At 61.8% G+C, this 23545-nt stretch carries 17 protein-coding genes and 4 tRNA genes; 17 read left to right on the top strand and 4 right to left on the bottom strand.

Translation table 11 applies throughout. The features are described 5' to 3' along the window. Nucleotides 1-72 precede the first annotated feature (72 nt). Both HMPREF3092_RS03050 and HMPREF3092_RS03045 read right to left on the bottom strand, forming a co-directional pair. The gene (locus tag HMPREF3092_RS03050) at nt 73-561 is read right to left on the bottom strand and encodes a YajQ family cyclic di-GMP-binding protein (protein WP_019174611.1); all 489 of its coding nucleotides are present in this window, start codon (nt 559-561) and stop codon (nt 73-75) included. Nucleotides 562-604: 43 nt separating this feature from the next. After that, complete coding sequence (locus tag HMPREF3092_RS03045; protein ID WP_070423797.1) at nt 605-1375, bottom strand: ABC transporter permease; 771 nt, start codon at nt 1373-1375, stop codon at nt 605-607. 146 nt (nt 1376-1521) lie between these two features. Here HMPREF3092_RS03045 and HMPREF3092_RS03040 point away from each other — a divergent pair. The 15 genes from HMPREF3092_RS03040 (at nt 1522) to rplL (ending at nt 10331) form a co-directional block, all read left to right on the top strand. Further along, nucleotides 1522-1603: transfer RNA gene (locus tag HMPREF3092_RS03040), tRNA-Tyr, on the top strand. A gap of 186 nt (nt 1604-1789) precedes the next feature. Further along, nucleotides 1790-3127: an NADP-specific glutamate dehydrogenase gene (gdhA, locus tag HMPREF3092_RS03035; RefSeq protein ID WP_082784612.1), complete on the top strand. Its 1338-nt coding sequence runs from the start codon at nt 1790-1792 to the stop codon at nt 3125-3127. Continuing rightward, entirely contained in the window at nt 3127-3918 is a 792-nt protein-coding gene (locus HMPREF3092_RS03030; protein ID WP_082784611.1) for a glycerophosphodiester phosphodiesterase, read from the top strand. The genes gdhA and HMPREF3092_RS03030 overlap by 1 nt, the downstream gene beginning before the upstream one ends. A gap of 94 nt (nt 3919-4012) precedes the next feature. Then, nucleotides 4013-4085 (top strand) — tRNA-Thr (locus tag HMPREF3092_RS03025). Nucleotides 4086-4111: 26 nt separating this feature from the next. After that, nucleotides 4112-4185: transfer RNA gene (locus tag HMPREF3092_RS03020), tRNA-Met, on the top strand. A gap of 143 nt (nt 4186-4328) precedes the next feature. Further along, nucleotides 4329-4778 (top strand): FAS1-like dehydratase domain-containing protein, encoded by a 450-nt coding sequence (locus tag HMPREF3092_RS03015; protein WP_061940627.1) that lies wholly within the window; start codon nt 4329-4331, stop codon nt 4776-4778. Beyond that, nucleotides 4771-5229, top strand: a complete 459-nt coding sequence (locus HMPREF3092_RS03010) for a MaoC family dehydratase (RefSeq protein WP_019174616.1) — start codon at nt 4771-4773, stop codon at nt 5227-5229. Before HMPREF3092_RS03015 ends, HMPREF3092_RS03010 begins: the two co-directional genes overlap by 8 nt. Continuing rightward, complete coding sequence (locus HMPREF3092_RS03005) at nt 5226-6302, top strand: UDP-N-acetylmuramate dehydrogenase (RefSeq protein WP_070423796.1); 1077 nt, start codon at nt 5226-5228, stop codon at nt 6300-6302. Before HMPREF3092_RS03010 ends, HMPREF3092_RS03005 begins: the two co-directional genes overlap by 4 nt. Nucleotides 6303-6415: 113 nt before the next feature. Next, nucleotides 6416-6488: transfer RNA gene (locus HMPREF3092_RS03000), tRNA-Trp, on the top strand. A gap of 63 nt (nt 6489-6551) precedes the next feature. After that, complete coding sequence (secE, locus tag HMPREF3092_RS02995) at nt 6552-6809, top strand: preprotein translocase subunit SecE (protein ID WP_019174618.1); 258 nt, start codon at nt 6552-6554, stop codon at nt 6807-6809. Between the two features lie 66 nt (nt 6810-6875). Continuing rightward, nucleotides 6876-7601 (top strand): transcription termination/antitermination protein NusG, encoded by a 726-nt coding sequence (nusG, locus tag HMPREF3092_RS02990; protein ID WP_019174619.1) that lies wholly within the window; start codon nt 6876-6878, stop codon nt 7599-7601. Between the two features lie 240 nt (nt 7602-7841). Further along, complete coding sequence (gene rplK, locus HMPREF3092_RS02985; protein WP_019174620.1) at nt 7842-8279, top strand: 50S ribosomal protein L11; 438 nt, start codon at nt 7842-7844, stop codon at nt 8277-8279. Nucleotides 8280-8342: 63 nt separating this feature from the next. Next, nucleotides 8343-9035, top strand: a complete 693-nt coding sequence (gene rplA / locus HMPREF3092_RS02980; protein ID WP_070423795.1) for a 50S ribosomal protein L1 — start codon at nt 8343-8345, stop codon at nt 9033-9035. A 309-nt stretch (nt 9036-9344) separates the two neighbouring features. Further along, a complete protein-coding gene (gene rplJ / locus HMPREF3092_RS02975; RefSeq protein WP_019174622.1) occupies nt 9345-9869 on the top strand; it encodes a 50S ribosomal protein L10 in 525 nt (174 codons plus the stop codon). Nucleotides 9870-9941: 72 nt separating this feature from the next. Beyond that, complete coding sequence (gene rplL, locus HMPREF3092_RS02970) at nt 9942-10331, top strand: 50S ribosomal protein L7/L12 (protein WP_070423794.1); 390 nt, start codon at nt 9942-9944, stop codon at nt 10329-10331. Between the two features lie 88 nt (nt 10332-10419). On the opposite strand, the gene HMPREF3092_RS02965 is transcribed toward rplL, so the two are convergent. Together HMPREF3092_RS02965 and HMPREF3092_RS02960 are read right to left on the bottom strand one after the other, a co-directional pair. Next, complete coding sequence (locus HMPREF3092_RS02965; protein WP_070423793.1) at nt 10420-11202, bottom strand: MBL fold metallo-hydrolase; 783 nt, start codon at nt 11200-11202, stop codon at nt 10420-10422. A gap of 25 nt (nt 11203-11227) precedes the next feature. Next, nucleotides 11228-14569 (bottom strand): hypothetical protein, encoded by a 3342-nt coding sequence (locus HMPREF3092_RS02960; protein ID WP_070423792.1) that lies wholly within the window; start codon nt 14567-14569, stop codon nt 11228-11230. 781 nt (nt 14570-15350) lie between these two features. Here HMPREF3092_RS02960 and rpoB point away from each other — a divergent pair. Together rpoB and HMPREF3092_RS02950 are read left to right on the top strand one after the other, a co-directional pair. Beyond that, entirely contained in the window at nt 15351-18833 is a 3483-nt protein-coding gene (rpoB, locus tag HMPREF3092_RS02955) for a DNA-directed RNA polymerase subunit beta (RefSeq protein ID WP_070423791.1), read from the top strand. Nucleotides 18834-18888: 55 nt separating this feature from the next. After that, complete coding sequence (locus tag HMPREF3092_RS02950; protein ID WP_070423790.1) at nt 18889-22767, top strand: DNA-directed RNA polymerase subunit beta'; 3879 nt, start codon at nt 18889-18891, stop codon at nt 22765-22767. The last annotated feature ends 778 nt before the right edge of the window (nt 22768-23545 follow it).

Raw genomic sequence — 23545 nt, 5'->3', positions numbered from 1 at the left:
GGCGAGGCGGAATTCCGCCTCGCCCTCTGTGTTCCGGCTGCCGGTGGCGCGGCTTGCGCTCACCCGGAACCGTCAGCGGTAGTTGACGAACTGCAGGTCGACGTCGAGGTCCTTGCCCTTGAGCAGAGCGATGACAGCCTGAAGGTCGTCGCGCTTCTTTGAGGAGACGCGCAGTTCGTCGCCCTGGATCTGCGGCTTGACGCCCTTGGGGCCTTCCTCGCGGATGATCTTGGAGATCTCCTTCGCGGTCTTCTGTTCGATGCCCTCCTTGATGGCCGCTTCGATCCGGTACTCCTTGCCAGACGCAAAGGGATCGCCGGCATCGAGCGACTTCAGAGAAATGCCGCGGCGGACCAGTTTGGACTGGAAGACGTCGAGAACAGCCAGAACGCGCTCTTCCGAATTGGCCTTCATGAGGACCTTTTCGCCAGACCACTCGATTGAGGGGTCCACACCCTTGAAGTCGTAGCGGGAGTGGATTTCCTTCGCCGCCTGGTTGAGAGCGTTGTCCGCTTCCTGCTTGTCGACCTTGCTGACAATGTCAAAGCTTGAATCAGCCATCAGTGCCTCCTAGTTCGTCAACGAATCGACCACAGTCTAAGCGTTAGTCGCTGTCGAGTACGGGCTTCTTGGCGCGCGGCGCCAGCGTTGTGGTGATCGTGATCGACACGATCGCCCCGGCAGTCATGATGCCGATCAGAACAAACATCTGGAACAGCCCCGCCTCGTACGGAGGAGACCCGCCGAAGAGCGCGCCGACAAAAGCACCCGGCAGCGTGACCAGTCCCGTCGTGCGGGTCTTGTCGACGTTCGGAACAAGAGCCGAGTACACGGCCTCCCGCCCCAGCTGGGCTGTCGCCTGCCGGGGAGTGGCGCCGAGAGCCAGCCACGCCTCGACCTCGGGCCAGCGGTCATGGAGAAGGGAGCGCAGCCGTTGGACAGTGAGAGTGGAGAACGTCATGCAGTTGCCGATGACGATTCCGCCGAGTGCCAGCAGATACGACGGGAAGAACTCGAGGCCGCGCAGACCGAACACCGTCAGCAGAGTGACAGCGGCGCCTGTGAACATCCCGATTCCGATGACTGCGGCAGTGCGCCTAAGACCGACCGACTCACCAAGGGCGCGAGCGCGCTTAAACGCGGCCCTCCAGGCGACCGCGAACATGACGAAGAGGAAGACGACAACCCAGCCGATGGATGTGAGCGCACCGGTGAGCACGAACGCGAGCACGGCCAGCTGCACGGTTCCGCGGAGAACGGCGTAGGCAGATGACCACGGGGCGCGGATGCGGGCAGCCAGCAGCAGCCCGGTGAGCAGGGCAAGAAGAACGACTGCCGCGGGCAGAGAGGTCAGAAGATCAGGAACGACGGACACACCGCGAAGTGTAGTCGGAAGACGCACAGGCAGTGCTCGGTCTGCGATGAGGCGAGCGGTGGTGTTGGGCCGGGACAGGATTTCGCTTTTCACCTTCGAGCGTCTATAGTGTTACGAGTGCTCAGCCGAAAGCAGAGCATAATCCCGGCAGATTGCCCGAGCGGCCAAAGGGATCTGACTGTAAATCAGACGGCATTGCCTTCGAAGGTTCGAATCCTTCATCTGCCACAGCCAAAAGGCTCCGACCACGCGGTCGGGGCCTTTTCTGCATCTGTGAACACAACATCCGCGAATGAAGTGGTCCAAATCATGGTCGCATGCACATGGATCCAGGCGGAAGAATATTATTCGGATGAGACCGCCACACGGTCCGGCCCATTCGAGGTCCGAAGCGAGGGGAGATACCGCGTGCCATTGGAGACGATTGACGACCTGCAGGAAAAGGTCATTGCCCGCAACCCGGCAGAACCCGAGTTCCACCAGGCCGTCCGCGAAGTCCTCAGCTCGCTGCGCGCACTGGGCAACCGCCATCCGGAATACGCCGATGCGCGAATCGTTGCGCAGATGTGCGAACCAGAGCGCCAGCTGATCTTCCGCGTCCCATGGGTTGATGACAAGGGTCAGGTGCAGGTCAACCGCGGTTTCCGCGTTGAGTTCAACTCAGCACTCGGGCCCTACAAGGGCGGCTTGCGCTTCCACCCGTCGGTCAACCTCGGCATCATCAAGTTTTTGGGGTTTGAGCAGATCTTCAAGAACTCCCTGACCGGCCTGCCTATTGGCGGCGGCAAGGGTGGAGCTGACTTCGATCCGCACGGGAAGTCCGATGACGAAGTCATGCGCTTCTGTCAGTCGTTCATGACTGAGCTGTACCGCTATCTGGGTGAATACACCGACGTCCCGGCTGGTGACATTGGGGTTGGGTCCCGTGAGATCGGCTATCTGTTCGGCCAGTACAAGCGGATCACCAACCGCTACGAATCCGGTGTGCTCACCGGCAAGGGACTGTCCTGGGGCGGTTCGCTGGTCCGCACCGAGGCCACCGGCTACGGCTGTGCGATTTTCGCCGGCGAAATGCTTGCCAGCATCGGCGGGTCTTTTGACGGTGCGCGGGTCGGTGTTTCCGGGTCTGGAAACGTGGCGATCTACGCAATCGAGAAGGTTCACCAGTTGGGCGGTCTGGCTGTTACCGCCAGCGACTCCGGTGGCTATGTCTACGACCCCGACGGCATCGACCTTGACCTGCTCAAGCAGATCAAACTGGAAGAGCGCGGTCGCATCAGCGAATACGCGCAGCGCCGCGGCGGGAACGCGAAGTACGTCAAGAACGGCTGCGTGTGGGAAGTCCCGATGGACATCGCGCTGCCGTGTGCCACGCAGAACGAGCTCGACGGTAAGTCGGCCGCGAAGCTGGTGAAGAACGGTCTGCGCGTTGTTGCGGAAGGCGCGAACATGCCGTGTACGCACGATGCGGTTGCCATCTTCGCCGATGCCGGGGTGCCGTACGGCCCGGGCAAGGCGGCCAACGCCGGTGGTGTTGCGACTTCTGCGCTGGAAATGCAGCAGAACGCTGAACGTGACTCGTGGACGTTTGAGTACACGGAGGCGCGTTTGACGCAGATTATGAAGAACATCCACGAAACCTGCTTGGCTACGGCTGACAAGTACAACCACCCCGGCAACTATGCGATGGGGGCGAACATTGCCGGCTTCCGCAAGGTTGCCGATGCCATGCTCGCTTTTGGGGTGGTGTGATGTTCACGCAGTTCCTGCGGGACCGGGGCATTGACAGGGTGCCCGGCCGAGGCGGTAAACCCTGGGCGATTGCGCACAGGGGCTATTCGGGTGCGGTTCCCGAGAACACGATGGCCGCAATCGATGCTGCGCGTGCTCTTGAGGCCGACTTCATTGAGATCGATGTGCACTTGAGTGCTGACGGCACCCCGCTGGTGCTGCACGACCCCACGCTGAACCGCACCACTGACGCGTCCGGTGCTGTTGCGAACCTGTCGGATGAGCAGATCTCTTTGGCCGATGCTGGATCGTGGCTTGGTCCGGGTTTTGCCGGGCAGCGGATTCCGCATTTGGATGCTGTTCTGTACAGCATGTCTTTTCGAGGCGGCTGGCTGCTGCTGGAATTGAAGGGCGACTGGGAGGCCGGGGGAGTAGCCGCTGTCGTCGACCTGATCACCCAGCACGGGATGGCAGACCGCGTGGTTCTGCAGAGCTTTTCGCAGCACACCCTGCACAACTGTCAGGCGATCGCCGGGCACATTCCGCGGATTCTTCTGCGGGTGGTGCCGAAAGAGGGCGATGTCGAGCTTGTGCAGCGCCTTGAGGGGATCGGCTACGCGCCGTCGTTCCGCGGCTTCAAATCGCGCCGTGAACTGGTTGAGGAGATCCGCGAACTTGACCTGTGCGTCAATGTGCACACGGTTGATGCTCCCGAAGGCTGGGATGCGCTTCTGTCGGCTGGTGTCAGCGGGATCATCACGAACCAATTGGGACGCCTGCAGGGCTATCTGACCGCGAAGTTTGACGTGTGAGCCGCCGGGTCAGCGCCTGTGACGAAGGTCTCGGCCTAATCCTTCTGCGCGGATTTTGCATTCGCGATTCTGATGTGTAGAGTTAGTTCTCGTTGCCCCAATAGCTCAGTCGGCAGAGCGTTTCCATGGTAAGGAAAAGGTCAAGGGTTCGATTCCCTTTTGGGGCTCTGGTGTAGTCACCGCGCTGCACTGTGGCGGGGTAGCTCAGGTGGTTAGAGCGCACGACTCATAATCGTGAGGTCGCGGGATCGAGCCCCGCTCCCGCTACTTGTCTAAGGCTTCCAGCAGATTTCTGTTGGGAGCCTTTTTCTATGCCCGAACGCGGGAAGACGAGTGTGCCGCAGAATGGCCTGTCTGCTTTCCGCGTCACCAAGACCGCCTAGACTTGATCCCTGAACGAGGAGGAAACTATGGCAGTCAACACCGAGCTGCAGGGGGCCGAATACCGCCTTCCGCAGCCGTACGTGGTTTCACGCGAAGCCATCGCCGAATTCGCCCGCGCCACAGGCGCCGAACACCCGGCCCACACAGACATAGACGCGGCTCGGGAAGCTGGATACGCCGACCTTGTGGCCCCGCCGACCTTCGCGGTCATCCCAGCTCAGCGCTCAGAACAGCGCTACATCTTCGATGAAAACTCCGGCATCGATTTTTCCCGCGTAGTCCACGGCGGAGAGCAGTTCACCTACAGCCGGCCGATCGTCGCCGGCGACGAACTCGAATGCGTCACCCACGTCGACGGCCTGCGCGAAGCCGGCGGTCACGCCATGATCACCACCCGAACCGAGCTCACCGCAGCGGGCGACCACGTTGCCACCGTGACCTCGACCATTGTTGTACGAGGAGGCGACGATGACTGACACCTCGAAAGCTCCGGTCCTGACAGAACTCGAAGTCGGCCAGGAAGTGCTCAACCGCGCCATCCCGATCTCACGAGCAGACCTGGTCCGCTACGCGGGAGCCTCCGGCGACTACAACACCATCCACTGGAACGAACGCTTTGCAAAAGAAGTCGGCCTGCCCAACGTCATCGCACACGGCATGCTCACCATGGCCCTGGCCGTCGGACCCATCACCCAGTGGGCCGGCAACCCGGGTGCCGTCATCGACTACCGCACACGCTTCACCAAGCCCGTCGTTGTGCCGGACGCCGAAAACGGATCACCCGAACAGCCCACAGTTGAGCTCGCAGTCACAGCGACAGTAGGCGCAGTAGACGAAGACAACGGCACAGTCCGGCTCGACGTCAACGTCACAGCAGAAGACACCTCGGTCCTCGGTCGCACCCAGGTCAAGGTGCGCCTGGCATGAGCACACCCATCAACCTTGCCGAGTACACCACCCTGAGGATCGGCGGCCCCGCTGCCAATGCAGAAATCCTCACCACCGAAAACGAACTCGTAGCATTCGCAGACGACTACCGCCTGCAAGACGGGCCCGCACTGCTGGTCGGCGGCGGTTCCAACCTCGTGGTCTCCGATGACGGCTTTGCAGGTCCCGTGGGCATCATCCGCACGGAAGGCGTCCAACTGGAACGCGGCCGCGGCACCGCACGCGCAACGGCCCACGCCGGTGAAGACTGGGACAGCTTCGTCGCCTGGACCATTGAACAGGGCCTCACCGGCCTGGAACCGCTGTCCGGGATACCCGGGTCCGTGGGCGCGACACCCGTGCAGAACGTAGGAGCCTACGGCGTCGAGGTGTCTTCCACGATCGAATCGGTATACCTGTTCGACCGCGAGTTCGGCCGCACCCTGATTGTGCGCAAAGCAGAGCTCGAATTCGGCTACCGCACGTCGGTCCTCAAGCGCACAGCGCACCACCACGGACAGCCGCGCTACGTGGTGCTCTCCGTGACCTTCAACCTGCCGAAAGCCAGCGGAACCGGGGGAGTACCCATCAGGTACGCCCAGCTGGCCAACACTCTCGGCGTAGAAGTCGGCGACACCGCAAGCCCCACCGCGGTGCGCGAAGCCGTGCTTGAACTGCGCAGCTCAAAGGGCATGGTGCTGGACGCCGAAGATCATGACACGTGGTCGGCTGGATCGTTCTTCACCAATCCGATCCTCGACGTCGAACAGGTGGCACTGCCGGAAGGAGCCCCACGCTATCCGGTCGTGGACCCCAGCACGGGCAAAGACGACCCCTCGGTGGTCAAAACCTCGGCGGCGTGGCTCATTGAGCAGGCGGGTTTTGCCAAAGGCTTCCGACTCGACGGCTCCAAGGCTGCACTGTCGAGCAAGCACACCCTGGCGCTGACCAACACGGGAGGTGCCCAGGCACAGGAAATCATCGAACTGGCGCGGCACATCCGCGATGGCGTGCAGGGCCGATTCGGGATCACACTGGTACCCGAACCGAACCTCGTTGGCCTGGAACTGTAGGCGAAAGCCGGTTCAGTTCGACGCGAGCACACCGAACGGCTAATATGTTGTGTCGGTGACGCCCCGTTTCCATCAGCTGCAGCAATGCGGCTATGATGAACCGGTGCTCGCTTAGGGGTGTGGCGCAATTGGTAGCGCAACGGTCTCCAAAACCGTAGGTTGCAGGTTCGAGTCCTGTCACCCCTGCTCTTACCCGGCGCGGCCGGGAAAGCCCGAAGGTCGGGAACGCAGACGGAAGAATGAGGACGAGTGGCTGAATCTCAGGCAAACTCCGAAACAGCGCAGAAGAAGCAGGGCTTCTTCGGCGCCATCATTCAGTTCATTCGCGAAGTCTTCGACCAGCTGAAAAAGGTTGTCACTCCCAGCCGCAAGGAGCTGCTCAACTACACGCTCGTCGTTCTGGGCTTCGTGGCTCTCATGATGGTGCTTGTGACCATCCTCGACTTCGTGTTCGGCAAACTTGCCGGATTCATCTTCGCGGGCTCGCCGCTGTGGCCGCTCTGGTAACACCCAAGTACAGCTGAACCACTGAACACGACCCGCGCCGCCGACCGCGAAAACAAAGGAGAATCGGTGTCTGAAAACACTCCGGAAAACGTCGAAGCCGAACAGGCAGAGAACTTCGACCCCGCAACGGGCGAAATTGCCGACGGCGTGGACGCTGCAGACCAGCAGTCTGCACCGGAAGTCGACCCGTTCGAAGAGTTCAAATCCGACCTTCGCATGAAGGACGGCGACTGGTACGTCATCCACTCCTACGCGGGCTACGAAAACCGCGTCAAGGTCAACCTGGAAAACCGTGCGGTATCGCTCAACGCAGAAGACGAAATCTTTGAAATCCAGGTGCCGATGGAAGAAGTCGTCGAAATCAAGAACGGTCAGCGCAAGACCGTTCGCCGCGTGCGTGTGCCCGGCTACGTGCTCGTCCGCATGGAACTCACTGACGAATCGTGGGGCGTTGTCCGCCACACCCCCGGCGTCACCGGCTTCGTCGGCAACGCGTACGACCCGATCCCACTGAGCATCGACGAGGTCGCCGGCATGCTCGCCCCGATCTTCGAAGAGCAGCAGGCAGAGGCTGCCAAGGCCGCCGGCGAACAGGCCGCAGCAGACGGCACGCCCATCGAAACCGAATTCGAAATCGGCGAATCCGTCATGGTCAAGGAAGGCTCCTTCGAAGGCCAGCCTGCAACCATTCAGGAAATCCGCCCCGAACAGCAGAAGCTCACGGTTCTTCTGTCGATTTTCGAACGCGACGTTCCCGTGGAGCTCGGCTTCAACCAGGTCTCCAAGATCTGATCTTGTTCTTACGCTGAAAGCGGGTGCACGGCTTAACGCCGGGCGCCCGCTTTTGCTTCTGTTGGAAATGGCTGCCCAGCTGAGGCCTATGTGGTGCAGGGCACCCGCATTTAACAAAACCGGGCGGGCGTGGAATAATGTTGTGGTTTGGACTCCGTCCGCCCTCATCGGAGCGGACAACCGCGTCCAAAGCCCACGGCCCTTCTGACCGTGGGAACAACTACCAGATTAAGGACCAACATGGCACCCAAGAAAAAGGCTGTCGGTCTGATCAAGCTGCAGATCCAGGCGGGCGCTGCTAACCCGGCACCCCCGGTCGGTCCTGCCCTTGGTCAGCACGGCGTGAACATCATGGAATTCTGCAAGGCCTACAACGCGGCCACAGAATCCATGCGCGGCAACATCGTTCCGGTTGAAATCACCGTTTACGAAGACCGCTCGTTCGACTTCATCACCAAGACCCCGCCGGCTGCTCAGCTGATCAAGAAGGCAGCTGGACTGAAGTCGGGTTCGGCAACCCCGCACACCGTCAAGGTCGGTCACCTGACCGCTGACCAGGTGCGCGAAATCGCCGAAACCAAGATGCCTGACCTCAACGCGAACGACATCGATGCCGCATCCAAGATCGTGGCCGGCACCGCTCGTTCCATGGGCATCACCACCGACATCAAGGCCTGATCAGGCATACCCAAACGTGGTAGGGCCGGCGCGGCCCGCACCACAACTGCAAGGAGATAGCAGATGGCAAAGCGCTCAAAGGCCTACAGGGCCGCAGCCGAAAAGATCGCGGCTGACACTCACTACACCCCGGACCAGGCAGTAGCCCTGGCCAAGGAAACCGCCGTTTCGAAGTTCGACTCGACCGTCGAAGTTGCATTCCGTCTGGGCGTCGACCCCCGCAAGGCCGACCAGATGGTGCGCGGCACCGTGAACCTCCCGCACGGCACCGGTAAGACCGCTACGGTCCTGGTGTTCGCAGCCGGAGACCGTGCTGAAGCTGCCCGTGAAGCAGGTGCTGACTATGTCGGCTCCGATGACCTGCTGGAAAAGGTGGCCGGAGGCTTCACTGACTTCGACGCTGCTGTTGCAACCCCGGACATGATGGGCAAGGTCGGCCGTCTGGGTAAGGTTCTGGGTCCCCGCGGACTCATGCCGAACCCCAAGACCGGCACCGTCACCATGGACGTCGCCAAGGCTGTCCAGGACATCAAGGGCGGCAAGATCGAGTTCCGTGTTGACAAGCACGCGAACCTGCACTTCATCATCGGCAAGGCTTCGTTCTCGGAAGACCAGCTGCGCGACAACTTCGCAGCCGCTGTCGAAGAGATCGCACGTCTGAAGCCGTCGTCCTCCAAGGGTCGCTACGTCACCAAGGCGACGCTCGCCACGACCAACGGTCCGGCCATCCCGCTGGACGTTGCCTCCCTGCGCTGATCCAGCGCCCAGGTGAGTAAGAGCGGAGCTCGTCTTCCCAGCGGGAAGGCGAGCTCCGCCTCGTAAGGGGCAGGATTTGCGTCTAAGCACCGTCCTGCTCTACTATTGAATCTGCCCAAGACCGTCGGTCTCGGAAAATGCCGCGCAAGCAGCAGGATCCGGCGAAGACTCATGAGAGTGACCCACGCAGGTGAGAACAAAGCTGAAAGCGCATAACCTGTGCTGTCAGTCGAACGCCAAGCGTTCCGCACCTGTATGCGGAGCGCTTTTTGTTTTGGGCAAACCAACAGATGTATTGAAAGGAATACCATGGCGAGGCTTGACAAGGCAGCCGCGGTAAAGGAGATCAAAAACCGTTTTGACAACTCCTCCGCTGCAGTGCTGACCGAGTACCGTGGTCTCACAGTGGGCGAAATGCAGGAACTGCGTCGTTCGCTGGGTGAGAACACCACCTACGCCGTGGTAAAGAACACGCTGACGGCCATCGCGGCTAAGGAAGCTGGAATTGACGCGTTTGACGGTCTGCTGAACGGCCCGACCGCCATCGCGTTCATCGAAGGCGAACCTGTTGACGCTGCGAAGGCCCTGCGGGACTTTGCCAAGGCGAATCCCAAGCTGGTCATCAAGGGCGGTTACTTCGACGGTGCTGCTCTTACAGCTGAGGATGTTTCGAAGCTGGCGGAACTCGAATCCCGCGAGGTGCTGCTTGCCAAGGCAGCCGGCGCTATGAAGGGCAGCCTCTACAAGGCCGCCTACACGTTCACCGCACCTGCCATCAAGGCAGTTCGCACCGTGGACGCTCTGCGCGCCAAGCAGGAATCGGAAGCCGCCTGAGCTTCATAACCAAACCCGGTTTTCCTACAGCCCAAAAAGCTGTAGACCCATTAATGGAAGGACTTTGCCACAATGGCTAAGCTCACCCCCGAAGAGCTCATCGAAGCTTTCAAGGAACTGACCCTCATCGAACTCAACGACTTCGTCAAGAAGTTCGAAGAAGAATTCGAAGTTGAAGCAGCTGCTCCGGTTGCTGCTGCAGCTGCTCCGGCTGCAGGCGGCGGCGACGCCGGCGGTGCCGCTGAAGAGAAGAGCGAATTCGACGTTGTCCTCGAATCCGCTGGCGACAAGAAGGTTCCGGTTATTAAGGAAGTCCGCGCTCTGACTTCGCTGGGCCTCAAGGAAGCCAAGGACCTCGTTGACTCGGCTCCGAAGCCGATCCTCGAAGGCGCTTCGAAGGAAGACGCTGAAAAGGCTAAGGAACAGCTCGAAGCTGCAGGCGCAACCGTCTCGCTGAAGTGATCATCGGTCACTGACTGTTCTACAGCGAACCCCCGGGATTTTTCCCGGGGGTTTTGCTGTTTCTGGGCATCTTCTTACGAGGCGCCGCTCACCTGATCCGCTTTGCCCCGCCGGTGCTGGACAGGTACGTGAACGGCTGCGCCTGGCGGAGGCTCACCTCTGCATCACCGGCGTCAGGGTCAGCCAGCTGTGCTGCGACAGCCGCAACGTCGTCAGCCTGTGCTTGGACGAAGGCTCTGTCGACAGGTTCGCCGTGGCCGGGGCAGTAGACGCTGATCCCGTCGATCGCGAGAAGGTCCCGAAGGGTCTGTGCCCACGCGCTGGGCTGAGCGTCATCGCCGAACTGTGGGGGAGCACCTTCTTCAATGAGGTCGCCCACGATGAGCACATCTGACACCTGCAGGACGATGTCGCTTTCTGTGTGCCCGGAGTATTCGCGCACTGTGACCACTGTGCCGCCGAGGTCGATTGTGTCGCCGTGGGCAACGACTTGTGTGGGCTCGACGATGAGTTCGGTGGGGTCGGCCGGGAGGTCCGGTTCGTCTGTCGCCGGCACTTCCGCCAGCTGAAGCCATGCGCTTGCGGCTTGATCGTGGGCGAAGCGCTCACTTGCAAGGAACTCGTCTACACCTTCGGCCTTCACGTGCGCATTGCCGAAGAAATGGTCCCAGTGGTCGTGCGTGTTGAGCACGGAAATCGGCAGGCTGGTGACCGTACGGGCGGTTTTGAGGATGCGCGCTGCCTGCTGCGGCCCCGATCCGGTGTCGACCAGCAGTGCGCGGCTGGTGCCGACGATCAGGTAGCTGTTGAGTACCGCTGGATCGGTCGTGATGGCGTAGATTCCGGCCTGCTCTTCAGAACTGTCTGCCATGGTCCTCCTTGTGTGTCGCTGAAGTCTACTGGCCGGGGCCTCGATGGCCGCCTTCGCGCCCGAAGCCCGGCCCGGGCGGCGGAGCGGTGTCTGGTTCGCCGCGACCAGAAGGCCGAGGTGGCTGCTGCTGGGGTGGCTGTCCGGACTGACGAGGTGGCTGCTGCTGGGGCGGCTTTCCGGGCTGACGAGCCGGCTGCCCGGGCGGCATCGGTCCTCGCGGGGGCGCTGTCGAGGTCTGCTGTCCCTGCGGGTGGGGCGTTTGCTGCGGCATGGGTGGCCCGGAGTGGCCCTGTTGCCGCTGCGGTTGAGCGTGCCCCGGCGGTTGAGGCTGCTGTGCCGGCCTGTGAGTCTGCTGTGGGGCATAACCGGGATGTGCCTGGCCTCCCGGGTGGGGCTGGGGTGGCGCGCCCGGCTGAGGGGGTCCAGCAAATGCTGTCGGTACGGATTTTTCCTTTTTCGGCCGCAGCAGCATCCACACGACAATGCCGATGAGCATGAGTGCCAGAAGCACAAGCGCCAGCCAGACCAGATTGCGCAGGCCCCAGAACACCGCTGCGGCGCAGGCAGCGAGTCCCCACCACAGAGCCCATTGGCGGGATGTGAGCGCGCCGAGCACCAACAGTGCAACGTGGTCGGCCAGGAACAGCACAGTCAGCCAACCGGGGCCGGTCGTCGCCGCGGCTATTCCCGCCACCGTCAAGACCAGCCACGCAAGGAGGATCCGCAGGTCGAAGAGGTTGAAGAACTCATCTGTCGCAGGGAACTGGGCCTGTTGTTGCCTGCCGCGGCGGACCAGATACAGAGCCCATGTGAGGGCGACGATGACGGGTACGTGCCACAGGACAACAAAGCGCGTGTCGATAAAACCGTCGATCACCAGCATGAGCGCGATAGCGCCAAGATAGGAGGCGCCTTCCTGGCATCCCAGCCGGTGCCTCGGATTCTTGAAGAAACGCGCGGCGCCAAACACCATGAGCGCAAGAATCGCGATCGTCGCTCCCGTTGCGGCGCGCTTGGGATCGTGCAGCCACGTTTCCTTCAATGTGACCAAAGGCAGTGAGAACAGTGCCATTACAAGCGCAAGCGCGGCGGTGATGAGAGAAGCCAACACTTTGCGGTGCAACAGGGCCAGAATCCAGTGACCGGCATAGGCAACGGCCCATGTGCCCCAGGCTGCAAGCAGCACGGTGAGTGAAAAGCTGGTTGTCAGTTCGCTGGATGCGAAGAGCAGACTGACAAACAGCGTCGCTCCCGCGGGCAGCTGCAGCCATTGAATGGACAGGCTCAGACTCATCCAAGCGATCGCAAGTGCGGTCAGGGCGAAGGCGATGGAAACCACTGCAAGCGGAAGACCCAAGAACCGGGTGATGAGAACGGCCCAGAGCGCGCCGGTGAAGACCAGCACCGGAACCGTGAGCAGATAGCGCCGGTTGGGCACCGCGGGGCACGTGCGGCGGAGGTAGGCGACGGCTGCCTGTGCTCCCGCGGCGGTGCAGGCAGCTGCAATGCCCGCCGTGATCATGACGACGGAGGCGCTGAACACCCGGCCGTCTTCGTTGAAGAAGGTGTGCCGAAGGAGACCGGAGGCGGCAGAGGCCGCCCACACGATCGACAGGGCGTATGCCATCCACGACCGTCGGGTCCGGCCCCGCAGCCACAGGCGGTGCGACACGAGCCACAGGACAGCCGATCCGATGCCGGCCACCGGGATGAACAGCGCCGCGCTGTAGTTGGCTCCGGCAGAGAGGCTGATGATGAAGCCCAGCGCACCGGTCCCACCGAAGGCCGCGCACAGTGCCGTAAATGAAATGACAGCAGAGCGGAAGAAGAATGCCGCCCCAATGAAGATCGCGGTCGCCACCACGGAAGCCGCGAACAGCGCCCAGATCATCGGAGTCGAACTGTCCGACCACACAAGAAGCGTGAAGGGCAGGCCCCCGGCAATGCTGATGACGGCGGCAGAGATCATGGACACTGAGCGAAGCTGACGGCGCTGCCTGCCCGCTTTTGTGCGCGCAGCAAAAGTCAGCGCACCGTGGCCGACGACCATGACGGTGTTCAGCGTGAGCATTACTGCGCTGAAAGTCCAATCGGGCCCAAACCTCGAAAAGCCCGTGCCCAGCAGGGGAGTGGCTGCAAACGACACTGCGGATGTTGCCTGCAGGAAGGCAGAGTCTCCCCGCCAGGCCGCCCACGCGCAGATAATCCCTGCCAGCACCAAGAAGACTGCTATCAGCAGCAGCGGCAGCTGTACAGCATCGACTGCCGCGCCGAAATCATCAGGACGACCAGTGTCCTCATAGAACCTGATGATGGAGAAGGTCCTCCGCATGGCCGCCAGCGTCGACACCGTGAGGATCGTCGCGGAAATGTACAGCGAGATGAGCACGGTGAGCTTCCGGCCCTGCCGCACAAACATCGCAAAGGCGGCGGTTATGACGAGGATCTGCACGACTGAAGCGGCGATTCCTGCAGTCGAGACTGCCACTTCGCACACGGGCATGTATTGGCCGCCTTCGCCGAACGCTGGACTGCCGGAGGTACGGCACAGTGATCCCGTCAGCGTCGTGATGCCGATCGTGCTGGTCAGCAGGGCGGCACCGAGTGCGTAAGTCCAGCTGCGGCAGATGCCCAACACGATGTAGAACACCGTCAGCACCAGCCAGAAAACACCCTTCGCCCACGGTGAATCGTCAGGCAGGGTGATGAGCGCGCACACACCTGATGCCGGTGCGATGATCTGTCCCAACAGGACAAAGGGTCGCGCCCAGCGGACCTTCTGACCCCGCTCAGCAGAGAGGAAAGAGCGGAAGTCGGCGGCACCTCGTGAGCGAGCAGTCCTGCGGCCCGTATACGGGCCCTCGAGAACACGGCCGATGATGATGAACGCCATCGACACGACCACCAGGCCGACCCCGTAGTAGGCAAACGACGGTCCGCCGAAGTTGATCACCGACAGCACGGTCGAGCCGATGAACAGCAGACCAAACCACGTGACGAGCTCAGAACGCAGCAGCGCTGCCGCAAGTGCGCAGCTGATCAGCCCAAGCACTGAAGCCACAAGCCACGCGGTTTTTGCCCCCGTGATGTTGAGGGCGCCCAGAGCGGCCCCCGAAATCGGAAGCAGGACGAGGCCGACCGCCGTCAGGGCAATGCCGACGGGTTTCAGACGCGAAGACAGCAGAGCAATGCCGAGGCCTGCGCCGTAGGTGATGACGGCAACGCCGATGACCGTGATGGCCCGCAGCAGCGCATGCTGGGCGATGCCCACGAAGATGAACGCTGCGATCACGAGGAACGCAGTGGCAACTCCCAGCAGCAGGTTCGCGTAGAGGGCAACGTCATTGTTCGGCTGTGCCTGAAGCACAGCAGCCGGGTAGGGCGGCCTGGCCGCTGGGTGCTGTGGCCGTGCTGTTGGGGTTGGGTCGTGCGGATGTACAGGCCGGTGCTGTGGTTGGGGTGGGGCGCTCGGCTGACGAGGTGGAACTGGGGGCTGGGTCGGAACTCCGGGCCGGGTTGGCGGCAGGGGAGCGGCGGCTCGGGCTTGGGCGCCGACCGGTATTCTCCGACTGTGCAGATAGGGCAGGACCAACTGAACAGCGCTGTATATGAGCGCGGCGAGCGCCGCCAAGAGCAGCAATGGCATCGAGCCGAGTGATGCGGGTATAAGCGGCAGGTTGTGCATCGGGCCTCCCAATAGATAGGCCCAGGTTAACGTGAAGCCCCTCACGTCTGCCGAACGAAACTGCCGCCGATTCCAATATTTTGGACGGTGACTATAGGTCACAAGTGCTGGTGGGCGAGGTGGGAGCAGGGTGGGAGGACGTGCTGCCCAGCAGTGCAGTTGGGAACGAAAAAGCGCCCTGCTCGTCACGGCTTTCGTCGGACAGTGCAGAGCGCAAAAAGTGCGGAGAAGATCGACCCTACCACAGGGGGTCTTGCTACAGCAGGTTCAATCAGCTATTCTGAATGTTTGTGTTGCAGTGGGTTTGCTGTGCCTTCATATAGCGGTGGGCATCAAACTAGCACACCTTGACCGGATCCGCCGTGACGTCAGCGGAAGCGAGTGTCGCAAAGCGACCCGGCCGGACCTCGGGTGATTCAACGCTGCAGCGCACGAGTGATGACCACAACGTGGAAGGAACCCATTGGCCGCCGCCAACGAAAACATCAGGACCGCTAACCCGCCTCAGCGCATTTCCTTCGCGAAGATCCACGAACCTCTCGAAGTTCCCAACCTCCTGGGACTGCAGACCGACAGCTTCGACTGGCTGATCGGCTCGGAAGCCTGGCAGGAGCGAGTTGCGGAAGCAATCGAGAACGGCGACACCTCCGTTCCGGAAACCTCGGGGCTCGAAGACATCTTCGAAGAGATCTCCCCGATCGAAGACTTCTCCGGATCCATGTCGCTGTCGTTCCGCGACCACCGCTTTGAGCCGCCCAAGTACTCGATCGACGAGTGCAAGGAGCGCGACATCACCTATTCGGCGCCGCTGTTCGTGACCGCTGAATTCATGAACACCTCCACCATGGAGATCAAGAGCCAGACGGTGTTCATGGGCGACTTCCCGCTCATGACCCCCAAGGGCACCTTCATCATCAACGGGACCGAGCGCGTCGTCGTTTCGCAGCTCGTCCGCTCGCCCGGCGCCTACTTCGAATCGACCCCGGACAAGACCTCAGACAAGGACATCTTCACCGCGAAGATCATCCCGTCGCGCGGTGCATGGCTGGAGTTTGAAGTCGACAAGCGCGACCAGGTTGGCGTTCGCCTCGACCGCAAGCGCAAGCAGTCGGTCACGGTGCTGCTCAAGGCACTTGGCTGGACCTCCTCGGAAATCCTCGAACGCTACGGCGAATTCGAGTCGATCCGCGAAACCCTTGCCAAGGACACCGTCGAAACGCGCGAAGAAGCGCTCATCGACATTTACCGCAAGCTGCGTCCGTCCGAACCGGCCACTGTTGAAGCTGCAGAAAACCTTCTGCAGAACCTCTACTTCAACCCCAAGCGCTACGACCTCGCCAAGGTCGGCCGCTACAAGGTCAACCGCAAGCTCGGGGTCGATGAAGACGTCACACAGGGTGTGCTTACCACCGACGACATCGCCGCTGCCATCCACTACATCGTTGCGCTGCACGCCGGCCACGAAACTCTCAAGGGCACGCGCGACGGCGAAAGCGTCGACATCCCGGTCGCCCTGGACGACATCGACCACTTCGGCAACCGCCGCATCCGCGCGGTCGGCGAACTGATCGAAGGTCAGGTCCGCACCGGTCTTTCGCGCATGGAGCGCGTGGTCCGCGAGCGCATGACCACCCAGGACGTCGAAGCGATCACCCCGCAGACGCTCATCAACATTCGTCCCGTCGTGGCAGCCATCAAGGAGTTCTTCGGAACTTCGCAGCTGTCGCAGTTCATGGACCAGAACAACCCGCTGGCCGGCCTTACCCACAAGCGCCGCCTGTCGGCTCTGGGCCCCGGCGGTCTGTCGCGTGACCGTGCGGGCATGGAAGTCCGCGACGTCCACCCGTCGCACTACGGACGCATGTGCCCCATCGAAACGCCGGAAGGCCCCAACATCGGTCTGATCGGTTCGCTCGCCTCCTATGCGCGCATCAACCCGTTCGGCTTCATCGAAACCCCGTACCGCATCGTTGAGAACGGCGTTGTCACCGACAAGACGCGCTACCTCACGGCTGACGATGAACTCCCGTACAACATCGCACAGGCAAACGCACCGCTGACCGACGACCAGCGCTTCGCAGAAGACTTCGTCCTGTCTCGCCCCAAGGGCGGTTCCGGCGAAGCCGAACTGCTGCCCAAGGAAGACATCGACTTCATGGACGTGTCTGCACGTCAGATGGTGTCGGTCGGCACGGCCCTTATCCCGTTCCTCGAACACGACGACGCCAACCGCGCCCTCATGGGTGCGAACATGCAGCGTCAGGCCGTTCCGCTGGTCCGCGCAGAAGCACCGCTGGTCGGCACCGGCATGGAATACCGCTCGGCCATCGACGCCGGCGATGTCATCACCGCCGACAAGGCCGGTGTGGTCACCGAAGTCTCCGCTGACTACGTCACCGTCATGAACGACGACGACACCCAGACCACCTACCGAGCCGAGAAGTTCCGCCGCTCCAACCACGGCACCTCGTACAACCAGAAGATCATCGTGTCCGAAGGCGACCGAGTCGAAGTCGGTGCGGTGCTGGCTGACGGTCCGTCCACCCAGAACGGTGAAATGGCCCTCGGCAAGAACCTCCTCGTGGCTTTCATGTCGTGGGAAGGCTACAACTTCGAAGACGCCATCATCCTGTCTCAGCGCATGGTGCAGGACGACGTCCTGTCCTCGATCCACATCGAGGAATACGAAGTCGACGCTCGCGACACCAAGCTCGGTGCCGAAGAGATCACCCGCGACATCCCGAACATCGCGCAGGAAGCCCTGGCAGACCTCGACGACCGCGGCATCATCCGCATCGGCGCCGAAGTCACCGACGGCGACATCCTGGTCGGCAAGGTGACCCCCAAGGGTGAAACCGAACTGACCCCCGAAGAGCGCCTGCTGCGCGCCATCTTCGGCGAAAAGTCGCGCGAAGTCCGCGACACCTCGCTCAAGGTGCCCCACGGCGAAACCGGAACCGTGATCGCCGTCAAGGTCTTCGACCGCGAAGAAGATGACGAACTCACCCCCGGTGTCAACCAGCTGGTGCGCGTCTACGTGGCCCAGCGCCGCAAGATCACCGTCGGCGACAAGATGGCCGGACGCCACGGAAACAAGGGCGTCATCTCGACCATCCTGCCGGTTGAAGACATGCCGTTCATGGAAGACGGAACCCCCGTCGACATCATCCTCAACCCGCACGGTGTTCCGCGCCGAATGAACATCGGCCAGGTCTTCGAAACCCACCTTGGCTGGGCAGCCAAGCAGGGCTGGAAGATCGAAGGCAACCCCGAATGGGCACAGGACCTCAAGGACGCCGGCTTCGACCTCGAAGCCGAACCCGGCACCAACGTCGCAACCCCGGTGTTCGACGGTGCGCACGAACCCGAACTGCGCGGCCTGCTCGACAACACCCGCCTCAACCGCGACGGTGAGCGCCTGATCGACGGCTCCGGAAAGGCCCGCCTGTTCGACGGCCGCTCCGGCGAACCGTTCCCGTACCCGGTCTCGGTGGGCTACATGTACATGCTCAAGCTCCACCACCTGGTCGACGATAAGATCCACGCTCGTTCCACCGGCCCGTACTCGATGATCACCCAGCAGCCGCTGGGCGGTAAGGCACAGTTCGGCGGCCAGCGCTTCGGCGAAATGGAAGTGTGGGCGCTCGAAGCCTACGGTGCGGCCTACACGCTGCAGGAACTCCTGACCACCAAGTCGGACGACGTTCCCGGCCGCGTCAAGGTCTACGAAGCAATCGTCAAGGGCGAGAACCTTCCCGACCCGGGCATCCCCGAGTCGTTCAAGGTCCTCATCAAGGAAATGCAGTCGCTGTGCCTTGACATCGAAGTTCTGTCGGCAGACGGCCACGCCGTCGAAATGCGCGAAGACGACGAAATGTACCGAGCAGCTGAAGAGCTCGGCATCAACCTTTCGCGTGACGAAGCCCAGACAGTCGACGAAGTCTGACAGCCAGCCCGAATTTTTACTGACCTTCTGAAGGTCACCAAGGAAGAGGATTTACGTGCCTGACGTTAATTTCTTTGATGAACTGCGCATCGGCCTGGCTACGGCTGATGAGGTTCGCCAGTGGTCGCACGGCGAAGTCAAGAAGCCCGAGACCATCAACTACCGCACGCTCAAGCCGGAGAAGGACGGCCTGTTCTGTGAGCGCATCTTCGGTCCCACCCGCGACTGGGAATGCGCCTGCGGCAAGTACAAGCGCGTGCGCTTCAAGGGCATCATCTGTGAGCGCTGCGGTGTTGAAGTCACCCGCGCCAAGGTGCGCCGTGAGCGCATGGGCCACATCGAGCTCGCCGCTCCCGTCACCCACATCTGGTACTTCAAGGGCGTGCCCAGCCGCCTGGGCTACCTGCTCGACCTGGCTCCGAAGGACCTCGAAAAGGTCATCTACTTCGCGGCCTACATGATCACGTCGGTCGACGAAGACTCGCGCCACCGCGACATGCCCACCCTGCAGAACCAGGTGGACGTCGAAAAGAAGCAGATCGAAGACCGCATGAACGCGGACCTCGACCGTCGCTCCAAGAAACTGGAAGACGACCTCAAGGAACTCGAAGCCGACGGTGCAACCGCAGCGGCCAAGAGCAAGGTCGAAAAGCAGGCAAACAAGGAACTCGGCAACATCCGCCGCAACTCCGAACGCCAGTTGGACCGCCTGGAACAGGTGTGGGACCGCTTCAAGAACCTCAAGGTCGCAGACCTCGAAGGTGACGAAAGCCTGTACCGCGACATGGTCGCCCGCTTCGGCATCTACTTCGAGGGCTCCATGGGTGCCGCTGCCATCCAGCAGCGCCTCAAGGACTTCGACCTCGAATCCGAAGCCGAAATGCTGCGCGAACTCATTCGCACCGGCAAGGGCCAGCGCAAGACCCGCGCGCTCAAGCGCCTCAAGGTCGTCAACGCATTCATGACCACGGACAACAAGCCCGAAGGCATGGTGCTCGACGCGATCCCGGTCATCCCGCCGGAACTGCGCCCCATGGTGCAGCTTGACGGTGGCCGCTTCGCAACCAGCGACCTCAACGACCTCTACCGTCGTGTCATCAACCGCAACAACCGCCTCAAGCGCCTGCTTGACCTCGGTGCACCCGAAATCATCGTCAACAACGAAAAGCGGATGCTCCAGGAAGCAGTCGACTCACTGTTCGACAACGGCCGTCGCGGTCGCCCCGTCACCGGACCGGGCAACCGTCCGCTCAAGTCGCTGTCCGACATGCTCAAGGGCAAGCAGGGTCGCTTCCGTCAGAACCTGCTCGGTAAGCGCGTCGACTACTCCGGCCGTTCGGTCATCGTGGTCGGCCCGACCCTGAAGCTGCACGAATGCGGTCTGCCCAAGACCATGGCACTCGAACTGTTCAAGCCGTTCGTGATGAAACGCCTGGTTGACCTCAACCACGCCCAGAACATCAAGTCGGCTAAGCGCATGGTCGAACGTCAGCACCCGCAGGTGTGGGACGTGCTCGAAGAAGTCATTCAGGAGCACCCGGTTCTGCTCAACCGTGCACCCACCCTGCACCGTCTGGGCATCCAGGCCTTCGAACCGCAGCTGGTTGAAGGCAAGGCAATTCAGATCCACCCGCTGGTCTGCACCGCCTTCAACGCTGACTTCGACGGTGACCAGATGGCAGTCCACCTGCCGCTGTCCGCTGAAGCACAGGCTGAAGCACGCCTGCTGATGCTGTCGGCGAACAACATCCTCAAGCCTTCGGACGGCAAGCCCGTGACCATGCCCACGCAGGACATGATCATCGGCATCTTCCACCTGACCTCCGAACGCGAAGATGTGCCCGGCATCGGCCGCGACTTCGGTTCGGTTTCGGAGGCCATCATGGCCTACGACCGTGGCGAACTCGACCTCGGCGCCAAGGTGAAGATCCGCCTGAGCAACATCGTTCCGCATCGGAAGATGGAACTGCCGGAAGGCTGGGAACAGGGCGACACCCTCGTCCTCGAGACCACCCTGGGCCGTGCCCTGTTCAACCGGACCCTGCCGGAGGACTACCCGTACGTCAACGAGACCATCGGCAAGAAGCAGCTGTCGAAGATCGTCAACCGCCTCGCAGACAACTACCCGCGCGTGGAAGTCGCACAGGCACTCGACAACTTCAAGGAAACCGGCTTCTACCAGGCAACCCGCTCCGGTCTGACCGTCGCAATGAGCGACATCGTGTCTCCGGAATCCAAGGAACAGTCGCTCAACGAAGCCGAAGAGCTCGTCGACAAGGTCGAAGAACAGTACGCCTTCGGTGCGCTCACCGATGAGGAGCGCCGTACCGAACTCGTCAAGATCTGGTCGGACACCACCGACAAGATCGCCGAGGCAATGCAGAAGAACTTCACTTCGGAGAACTCGATTCTGCGCCTTGTCGAGTCCGGTGCTTCCGGTAACTGGACGCAGGTCCGTCAGCTGGCCGCAATGCGCGGTCTTGTGACGAACCCGAAGGGTGAAATCATCCCGCGTCCGATTAAGTCGAACTACCGCGAAGGCCTGTCGGTCCTCGAGTACTTCATCGCATCGCACGGTGCTCGTAAGGGTCTGGCAGACACCGCTCTGCGCACCGCAGACTCCGGTTACCTCACGCGTCGTCTGGTTGATGTTTCGCAGGATGTCATCATCCGCACCGAAACCACCGACTCGAAGCGCGGCATCACGCTGCCCGTCGCTCAGGAAGACGCAAAGGGCAACCTCGTTGTGCACGAATGGGCCGAAACCTCGGTTCTGGGCCGCCTCACGGCAGTCGACGTCACCGACGCCGACGGCAACGTCGTGGTGCCCGCAAAGACCGACATTTCGGTCGATGTGCTCGACCAGCTGGTTGCCGCCGGCGTTCGCGAAGTCAAGGTGCTGTCGGTTCTCACCGCCGACTCCGACGCGCAGATCTCGGCTGAGCACTACGGTCGCTCGATGGCAACCGGCAAGCTCGTCGACATCGGCGAAGCAGTCGGCACCGTCGCAGCACAGTCGATTGGTGAACCCGGTACGCAGCTGACCATGCGTACGTTCCACACCGGTGGTGTTGCCGCCGGCGGTGGCGGTGACATTACGCAGGGTCTGCCGCGTGTCACCGAGCTCTTCGAAGCACGTACGCCCAAGGGCTACGCGCCGATTTCGGAAGCAGCCGGCAAGGTCAAGATCGACGACAGCCGTAAGACGCGCTACGTCATCGTGATCCCGTCTGACGGTTCTGACGAAATCGAGCACGCAGTCGGTCGTCGCGCACAGCTTCTGGTTGAAGACGGCCAGAACATCGAAGCCGGCACCCAGCTGGTTGAAGGTGCGATCGACCCCAAGCAGGTGCTGCGCATCCGCGGTCGTCGCGACGCCGAGAAGTTCCTTGTTGACGAAGTCCAGAAGGTCTACCGTTCGCAGGGTGTCGGCATTCACGACAAGCACATCGAAGTCATTGTGCGTCAGATGCTGCGCCGTGTGACGGTCATCGAGTCCGGCGACACCAACCTGCTGCCGGGTGAACTCGTTGACCGCGGCCGCTACCAGGACGAAAACAAGCGCGTCGTTGCAGAAGGCGGCCAGCCGGCCTCCGCACGTGACGAACTCATGGGCATTACGAAGGCGTCGCTGGCCACCGAATCGTGGCTGTCGGCTGCATCGTTCCAGGAGACCACGCGCGTGCTGACTGAAGCAGCTATGGAAGGCAAGTCCGACCCGCTGCTCGGCCTGAAGGAAAACGTCATCCTCGGTAAGCTCATCCCGGCCGGCACCGGTATGCACCGCTACCGCAACATGATTGTCGAACCGACTGACGAAGCCAAGCAGGAAATGTTCTCGAACACCTATGGTGACTTCTACCCGGCATTCGCCGGCGAAGGGTCGACCATTCCGCTCGAGGACTACGACTTCGGAGGCTTCGGCGACATCTGATTCGCTTGAGCGTGTGATTCAGCCGCGGGGTTGAACGCTCGCGAGGGTGAATCAGCTGCACGAATAGGCGGGGGAGAGCCCGCTGGTTCTCACCCGTGGCAGGCGGCCCGGAGGGATTTCCCTCCGGGCCGTTTGCGTTGTACGGGGCCGGTATTGGGTTGGGCTGGGCACAAAAGCTGGTTAGGTACGAGGCGGCGCCGGGTCGAGCTCACGAGGTGCCGCTTTGGCTGGTACTGGACCTCCACCTCCTGAATCCCCGCCTAGCGCGGAAGCCCCTGAGCCCTCACCTCGGCACTCCCTGCCACCCACGCTTTAGCAACAAAAACTCCCCTTAGCAGTTGTTGCTAAGCCGTGGATTCCGGCTAAAGGGAGTCTTCTTGCGGCTAAGGCGCAGATTCCGGCTTGCGGGTGTTTTTTGTTTGGGAGGGTTCGCTCAGAATGGCAGGGTCCGCTGGGAAAGGCGCAGTACGAGGTGCCGCCCGGTCAAGCTCACGAGGTGCCGGCTCAGCTGGTACTGGAACTCCACCTCCTGAATCCCCACCCACAGCTGCCGCCCGGGCAGGGACCAGACCTCCACCTCGGGAGCCCCCCACCTAGCGCGGAAGCCCCTGAGCCCTCACCTGGCCACTCCCTGCCACCCACGCTCTAGCAACAAAAACTCCCCTTAGCAGTTGCGGCTAAGCCGCAGATCCCGGCTAAGGGGAGTCTTCGTGTTGCTAAGGCGCAGATTCCGGCTTGCGGGTGTTTTTGTTTGGGAGGGTTCGCTCAGAATGGCAGG

The organism is Brevibacterium sp. HMSC24B04 (assembly GCF_001806835.1).
In the GTDB taxonomy this organism is placed as follows: domain Bacteria; phylum Actinomycetota; class Actinomycetes; order Actinomycetales; family Brevibacteriaceae; genus Brevibacterium; species Brevibacterium ravenspurgense.
The sequence above is the reverse complement of the archived record's forward strand: the minus strand, read 5'-3'. Positions and strand labels throughout refer to the sequence as shown.